This is a genomic window from Flavobacterium degerlachei, assembly GCF_900106645.1.
Classification (GTDB): Bacteria; Bacteroidota; Bacteroidia; order Flavobacteriales; family Flavobacteriaceae; genus Flavobacterium; species Flavobacterium degerlachei.
Map to the genome: position 1 here is coordinate 23,286 of NZ_FNMV01000021.1, position 6,383 is coordinate 29,668.

The 6,383-nt window shown below is 32.6% G+C and carries 7 protein-coding genes; 6 read left to right on the top strand and 1 reads right to left on the bottom strand.

From position 1 onward, the window contains the following. Window positions 1-120: 120 nt before the first annotated feature. The 5 genes from BLV91_RS17070 to BLV91_RS16250 all read left to right on the top strand — a co-directional run bounded on the left by BLV91_RS17070 (window position 121) and on the right by BLV91_RS16250 (window position 4,467). The gene (locus BLV91_RS17070) at window positions 121-633 is read left to right on the top strand and encodes a hypothetical protein (RefSeq protein ID WP_175514031.1); all 513 of its coding nucleotides are present in this window, start codon (window positions 121-123) and stop codon (window positions 631-633) included. A 115-nt stretch (window positions 634-748) separates the two neighbouring features. Further along, window positions 749-1,915 (top strand): ATP-grasp domain-containing protein, encoded by a 1,167-nt coding sequence (locus tag BLV91_RS16235; protein WP_091435167.1) that lies wholly within the window; start codon window positions 749-751, stop codon window positions 1,913-1,915. A 370-nt stretch (window positions 1,916-2,285) separates the two neighbouring features. Further along, window positions 2,286-2,849 carry a Crp/Fnr family transcriptional regulator gene (locus tag BLV91_RS16240; RefSeq protein WP_091435169.1) on the top strand — a complete coding sequence of 188 codons (564 nt, stop codon included), beginning with the start codon at window positions 2,286-2,288 and terminating at the stop codon, window positions 2,847-2,849. A gap of 64 nt (window positions 2,850-2,913) precedes the next feature. Continuing rightward, entirely contained in the window at window positions 2,914-3,240 is a 327-nt protein-coding gene (locus BLV91_RS16245) for a DMT family transporter (protein WP_091435171.1), read from the top strand. 363 nt (window positions 3,241-3,603) lie between these two features. Further along, window positions 3,604-4,467: a formyltransferase family protein gene (locus tag BLV91_RS16250; RefSeq protein ID WP_091435173.1), complete on the top strand. Its 864-nt coding sequence runs from the start codon at window positions 3,604-3,606 to the stop codon at window positions 4,465-4,467. A 132-nt stretch (window positions 4,468-4,599) separates the two neighbouring features. Here BLV91_RS16250 and BLV91_RS16255 read toward each other — a convergent pair whose 3' ends face one another. Next, window positions 4,600-5,067, bottom strand: coding sequence for a hypothetical protein (locus BLV91_RS16255; protein WP_091435175.1), 468 nt, complete (start codon window positions 5,065-5,067; stop codon window positions 4,600-4,602). Between the two features lie 280 nt (window positions 5,068-5,347). Between BLV91_RS16255 and BLV91_RS16260 the strand changes: the two genes are divergently transcribed. Continuing rightward, window positions 5,348-6,199 (top strand): L,D-transpeptidase, encoded by an 852-nt coding sequence (locus BLV91_RS16260; RefSeq protein WP_091435177.1) that lies wholly within the window; start codon window positions 5,348-5,350, stop codon window positions 6,197-6,199. Window positions 6,200-6,383: the final 184 nt, after the last annotated feature.

Below are 6,383 nucleotides of genomic sequence, written 5' to 3' on the forward strand. Positions count from 1 at the left end.
TTCGTATTTTCGTTTAGCCGAAAATACTCCTTTTTAAAACTGCAAAACACGGCAAAGAACGGGAACGTTCTGACCAATCATAAAAAAACGAAGAGTCATTTAATCAGAATAAATAGTAATATGGACAGCAGGGACGAGATAGTACATGACCTCATTAAAGAAATAATGGAACCAAAGCAAGAATTCCATTACATAAATTCTTTAAAAGATACTGACGACAAGACACGTGAACAACTGACACAAGAATTAGTCAATGCTTATAAAGTGATTTTTACTCAAAATGAAGAAAAAGGAAAGCGAGTAGCCGCGTTAATTATTGCTAATTTGGAATTGGATTTTCAAACCGAAGAGAAAAAGAAACGGGCAGCCGAATTAGTAATTGCTAATATAGAACTTGCCTTTCAAAGCGAGGAGAAAGCGAAACGTGCAGCTGAATTGATAATTGCTAATAAAGAGCTAACGTATCAAAACGGAGAAAAAGAAAAACGGATTGCAGAATTAGCCAAAATAAAAAATAAATTGGAACAATTAATTGATCAATATAAGGACAGAGAACAAGATATAGTTGGATTTAAGAAGGAAATAAACGAGCTGTTTTTACAAGCTGGCGGCGAATCAAAATATATTCTTTAATTCGTAATGATACGTTGTAGCTTGACAATGACAACAGTTTGACAAGAGAAATAAAAGCACATGGTTTTAACAAAGGCTATATGATATACATTACAAACAAAAATAACTAAATAGTATGTTCTTAATAGACAAGCCATTTGTTTCCGATTTTCTTATCGAAACAATAAAAGACAATAATTATAAAATAATTGCAACCAAAGTAGCCAAAGAATTGGTAAAAGATGATTCTCTGGCATGGATAGCCGAAGAGGAAGCAATCGCTTTACTAAAAAAAAATCCAGAAAGTTCTCTTTATAGCAATTCAGAGAACGCATTAGCTTGGATCGATCAATACTATGGAGAAAGTGAATTATCAAGACAATTACACGTTTTAAAAAATAAAGTAAGGTTTAGGAAACTTATAAAAGAGTTATTTCCCGACTTTTATTTCAAGCAAATAGGTATTGAAGAAATTCAACGATTGTCCGATGATGAAATACGTTTCCCATTTGTAATTAAACCTGCTGTTGGTTTCTTTAGCATAGGAGTTCATATCGTAGAAAATGAAAAAGACTGGTTAAAAGCTAAAAGTGAGTTACAAGCTGATAAACTTAAAAGTATATTTCCTGAAAATGTATTAAACACAAGTACATTTATTATCGAAGAATTTATTCGAGGAGAAGAATATGCAATCGATTATTATTACGACAATAATGGAGATGCTGTTTTGTTAAACGTTTTACATCACCTCTTTTCATCCGGAACAGATACAAGTGATCGGGTTTATTCAACATCCAAAGCAATCATTGAAAAGTATAAAACTGATCTTGAATATTTTTTAACTAAAATTGGTAAAGAGTTACATTTAAATAATTTCCCGGCTCATGCAGAAGTGCGGATAGATGAAAATGGGAAAATAATCCCTATCGAAGTAAACCCTTTACGATTCGGTGGGTTTTGCACTACAGCTGACCTTATGGGAGTAACTTTAGGATTTAATGAATACAAATGCTTTTGTGAAAACAAAAAACCAGACTGGGATACTATATTTAGAGGAAAAGAGAATAAAATATTTAGTGTCATTATTTTGGATAATAATTCGGGAATAATCCCTTCGGATATTTTAAGATTTAACTATTCAGATCTTGCTAAAGATTTTGAAAAACCGATATTAATTAGAGAATTAGATATAAATAAATATCCTGTATTTGGATTTGCTTTTATTGAAAGTGCTGCCAGTAATAAAAAGGAATTAAATGATATTCTGACCTCTGATTTAAGAAAATATATAGTATCGAAATAAGGAAAATTTTTAACGCCCAAAAAACTTTTTTTTATTAGCTACCCCCTGCTCTGCGAAGTATCCTGACTGAGCAACATAAACTGAGCAAACAAAACAATTCAACCATCAAAGTCATAGCGAGGAACGACGCTATCTCACTATCAAAAGAAAACCTAACAGAATATTGCAACGGATATGCTGAATGTGATTGTTTTCGCCTAGGCGAACAAATTATTCGTGTCCGCAATAATGAAACCCCGCTATACGAAGAGCTAGTCAGAATGAGCAGTAGAGAAGCCTTCAGGTCCTGATTATTTTGACTATTTTTAACACCTATTATTTCGGTATCAATAATCAGCATCTTTATAAGTGAACAAAATACACATCTCAAATGAACATCGATTTCATAATAAACAACATATATTCAATTCCTGCCGCATCTAGTCTAAAAATACAACAGATTACTAGCTTAATAAATCTCGAAAAAGGAAGTCTACTTTTGAAAGCTGATAAGGTTGAAAAATCAATCTATTTTATCAAAAAAGGAATCGTCAGAGGGTATACTTCACTAGAAAATGGCGATTTGACTTTTTGGTTTGGATTAGAAAATCAAGTTGTGGTTTCTATGAAAAGTTATGTCAACAATGAGCCCAGCTACGAAAACATAGAGTTGCTAGAAGATTGTATATTGTATGAAATAAATACTGATGAACTCCTGCAGCTTTATAATGAAGACATACATATCGCTAACTGGGGAAGAAAATTAGCCGAAAAAGAATTAGTAAAAACAGAAGAACGATTGATCTCGCGCCAAGTAAAAACGGCAACACAACGCTATACTGAATTACTGACCAATACTCCTGATCTATTATTGCGAGTACCTTTAGGCCATATCGCATCCTATCTTGGGATTACTCAGGTAAGTCTAAGCAGAATTAGATCAAAAATTAAATAGCTTTTTATCATTTGTTAAATTCAATATGAATGTTGTTGCAGACCTTTGCTAAAAAAACACTCTTATGAATTGGATTATTTTAATTATTGCGGGCTTGTTTGAAGTAAGCTTTGCTTTTTGTCTCGGAAAGGCTAAAGAGACTACTGGAGCAGAATCAAATTGGTGGTATGTAGGTTTTTTATTCACTTTAATAATGAGTATGACACTCTTAATAAAAGCAACGCAAAGCCTGCCATTAGGAACTGCATACGTAGTTTGGACTGGTGTAGGTGCTATAGGAACTGTACTTGTAGGAATCTTCTTTTTTAAAGATCCAGTTAGTTTCTGGAGACTGTTTTTTCTAACAACATTAATTGGCTCTATTGTAGGTCTTAAGGTAGTTTCCAATTAATCATTGAATGTCCCTTTTGCGAAAGCAAAGACTCAAACAACATTTCTACCTTAATAAAAATTAAAAATAAGCAAAACTATAAAGTGCTTGTTGCTATTCGCAAAGCAATAGCATGAAGCTTTACACAGCTGACAGAAAAATTTTTCGTTTAAAAATAATTTAGAATACAGTATTATCCTAAAAAAAACCGCTGCTTTATACCTAAGAAAGCAGCGGTTTTTTTTTAGGATAATTTCCAATATTTAAAAATCAGCAAGCTGAAATGATGTGTAAGGATTATTTACTTTTCTAAGCATTAATTTTTATATTTGAAACTTCAATAAGCAGCAAGGCTTGCCATTATGGACAACAACACCCATTTAAATGAAAATAGTATTATTCCTTAACAAGGATCTTCAAGCCAATATTGCCTATAATCTACTTAAGGAAGAATTGAGCAATCATACCGTAAGAATATATTATTCAGAATCTGTAGGAAATCCAGACGGTAAAGCATCCGATTTAGTTCAATTAGAATACTATGAGAAACATTTTTTTCATAATGAAATAGCCGGTTTTGCTAAAAACACCAAACTTAAATCTTCGTTTGAGTTTTTTGATCATACCTTCAATTCTTTCCCATTTGAAAAAGCGACTAATGTAAATTCAGAAGAGTTTATTACGGAGATGAAACTGTATGAGCCCGATTTATTTATTTCGATTCGTTTTGGAAAAATATTTAAAGATGCCATTATTCAAGTTCCAAAATTAGGCTTATTAAATCTTCATTCAGCTATTTTACCCCATTACAAAGGAATTATGGGAACGCTTCACGCTATCAGGGAACAAAATAAAAAGATAGGCTGCACACTTCATACCATCCCAGATGCTGGCATAGACACAGGCGAAATAATTGAAATTGCGCAACTAGATGTTTGCCAAGAAAAATCATTGTTTTGGCATATTATTCAGCTCTATCCGCTAGGAATGGCACTTTTAATACAATCGATCCTATTATTACAAAGAGGAGATAATTTAAAAATGAAGAAACAAAACCTTCAAGAAGGCAACTATTTTTCGGTTCCTACAGAAAATGATTTTCAGCAAATAAAAAATATTGGAATGAATATCATTTCGCTTAATGACTACGAAGCAGTTTTACTTCAGTTTGTATTTGGAAGTTTAACTGAAACCGAGAAAATTAGCTTGAGAAAGCTATTAGTTGATTCTGGCTTAACACAACAATAATAAATATATTATCATTTAGAAACACAACTTCAAAATTCAAGAAACCTGCCCTACTTAAAAGTTTAGTCCTAAAAAAAACTGCTGCTTTATACCTAAGAAAGCAGCAGTTTTTTTAGTACGAATTTCCACTATTTAAAAAACTCCCAATCGTACACTTGGCGTGCGTACACCAACTTGTGTTTTAACCGAAGTTCTGCTAGGACTTCTTTCATAACTACGATGGTCGTATTGTGAATAATAAAATCCTGCATGATGGTAAAACGAATCACTGTGGTAACAATGGTCATCGCAATGATGGTGATGTTCCGCATAGGCATCTTTTTTTCCTTGCATATATGCTCGGTATGCTCTTCTATTATCCTTCTTTAACTCTATTTCATACTGTTTTTGTTCTTTCCAGAATGATTCTTCATCACTTTTGCTTTTTGCTTTAAATTTCAGATCATAATTCGCATCTTCTGCTCCTCTTTGTTCGTAATAGGACAGTTTTTCTTGATTTGTAGTTATGCGTGTTTCTTGCGAAACTTTGGCTTCTTGTGCATTTAGGGTAGCTATAGCTCCAAATAATACTATTGTCAATACAGTTTTGATTGTTTTCATAATTTAAATTTTAATGATAGTACACTATCGTTTGTATTCTTGACTTCAACAGTAAGACAACTTAAAACTAGTTTACCCTACCCTATCAATAAAAAAATCAACTATACATTGATTTACGCTTAGGAACAATTGAAACACTTTCGAGGAAAAAAGAGTCTATCAACTAACTATTACACTGCATCTAAGGGCATGAGAATATGTGAATAAAATAACATATTGAAATAATTGTATAATATAAAAGCTAATTAATTAAGCCAATTTTGTAGTATATAAATTACCTATGAAAAAATTAATTATCCTTTTTACAATTATGGCAGTGTCATTTTCTTGTAAGCAAAATGAATCTCCTGAGACTACTACTAAGAAAGTTCGCGTTCGCAAAGAACCAAAAACAACTTCTTACACCTTAGAAAATACTAAACAGTGGTTAGAAACAAATGCAACCGACAATGCAAAAATGCGAATTGCACTGGCGCTTAACAGAACTGATAAAGAAAATTTTACTCAAATGGATTCTGTGATTATCCCTGCGGATTTTAGCGGTGATCTCGAGTTTTACCTTCCCTTCCCCACTCATATTGCATCCATTGAGGCTGTAGATAAACTAATCTATTTTTCATACCCAACGCAAACATTTGCTGCTTATGAATATGGAGAGTTAATCTATACAGGACCAACTAGTATGGGTCGAAAAAAAGACATGACTCCTACTGGTCTTTTTTATACCAACTGGAAGGCTGAAGAAACTACAAGCACATTCGATGACGAATGGGATTTAAAATGGAATTTTAATGTAGAAAATAAATTAGGTGTGGGATGGCACCAATACAGTTTACCAGGTTATCCTGCCTCACATTCTTGTTTGAGACTTCAGGAAACTGATGCCCGTTACCTTTATGACTGGGCTGACCAATGGGTATTAGCAGATGAAGAAAATGTAAAAGTAAAAGGTACTCCAGTAATTGTCTTTGGTTCTTATGATTTTGATGCTCCAAAACCTTGGTTGCAGTTAGTTGCAAATTCAAAAGCATTAAATATCTCAGAAAATGAAATAGAAGGGATAACTAAACCTTTTTTAAGCGAAATTTTATCTGAACAAAAAAACAGACTGTCTACTAAAACTAGTAAATAAGAAGATCTAATTATTTTTTATTAGTATTCATAAACTCTATAACCTCATCAAACCTGTTGCTCCAAGGCCAAAAATACTGCACTACCATAGAGGGCACTGAAAAACTTCACTTATTTTGATTAGAGTCGTTTTTTAGACAATAAAAAAACGCTTATAACAGGATTTTAAAGATCCTTTATGAGCG

What these genes read in the sequence shown, in the direction of transcription:
- BLV91_RS17070 (WP_175514031.1), top strand. Translation starts at nt 121, where the DNA reads ATGGACAGCAGGGACGAGATAGTACATGACCTCATTAAAGAAATAATG.
- BLV91_RS16235 (WP_091435167.1), top strand. Translation starts at nt 749, where the DNA reads ATGTTCTTAATAGACAAGCCATTTGTTTCCGATTTTCTTATCGAAACA.
- BLV91_RS16240 (WP_091435169.1), top strand. Translation starts at nt 2,286, where the DNA reads ATGAACATCGATTTCATAATAAACAACATATATTCAATTCCTGCCGCA.
- BLV91_RS16245 (WP_091435171.1), top strand. Translation starts at nt 2,914, where the DNA reads ATGAATTGGATTATTTTAATTATTGCGGGCTTGTTTGAAGTAAGCTTT.
- BLV91_RS16250 (WP_091435173.1), top strand. Translation starts at nt 3,604, where the DNA reads ATGAAAATAGTATTATTCCTTAACAAGGATCTTCAAGCCAATATTGCC.
- BLV91_RS16255 (WP_091435175.1), bottom strand. Translation starts at nt 5,067, where the DNA reads ATGAAAACAATCAAAACTGTATTGACAATAGTATTATTTGGAGCTATA.
- BLV91_RS16260 (WP_091435177.1), top strand. Translation starts at nt 5,348, where the DNA reads ATGAAAAAATTAATTATCCTTTTTACAATTATGGCAGTGTCATTTTCT.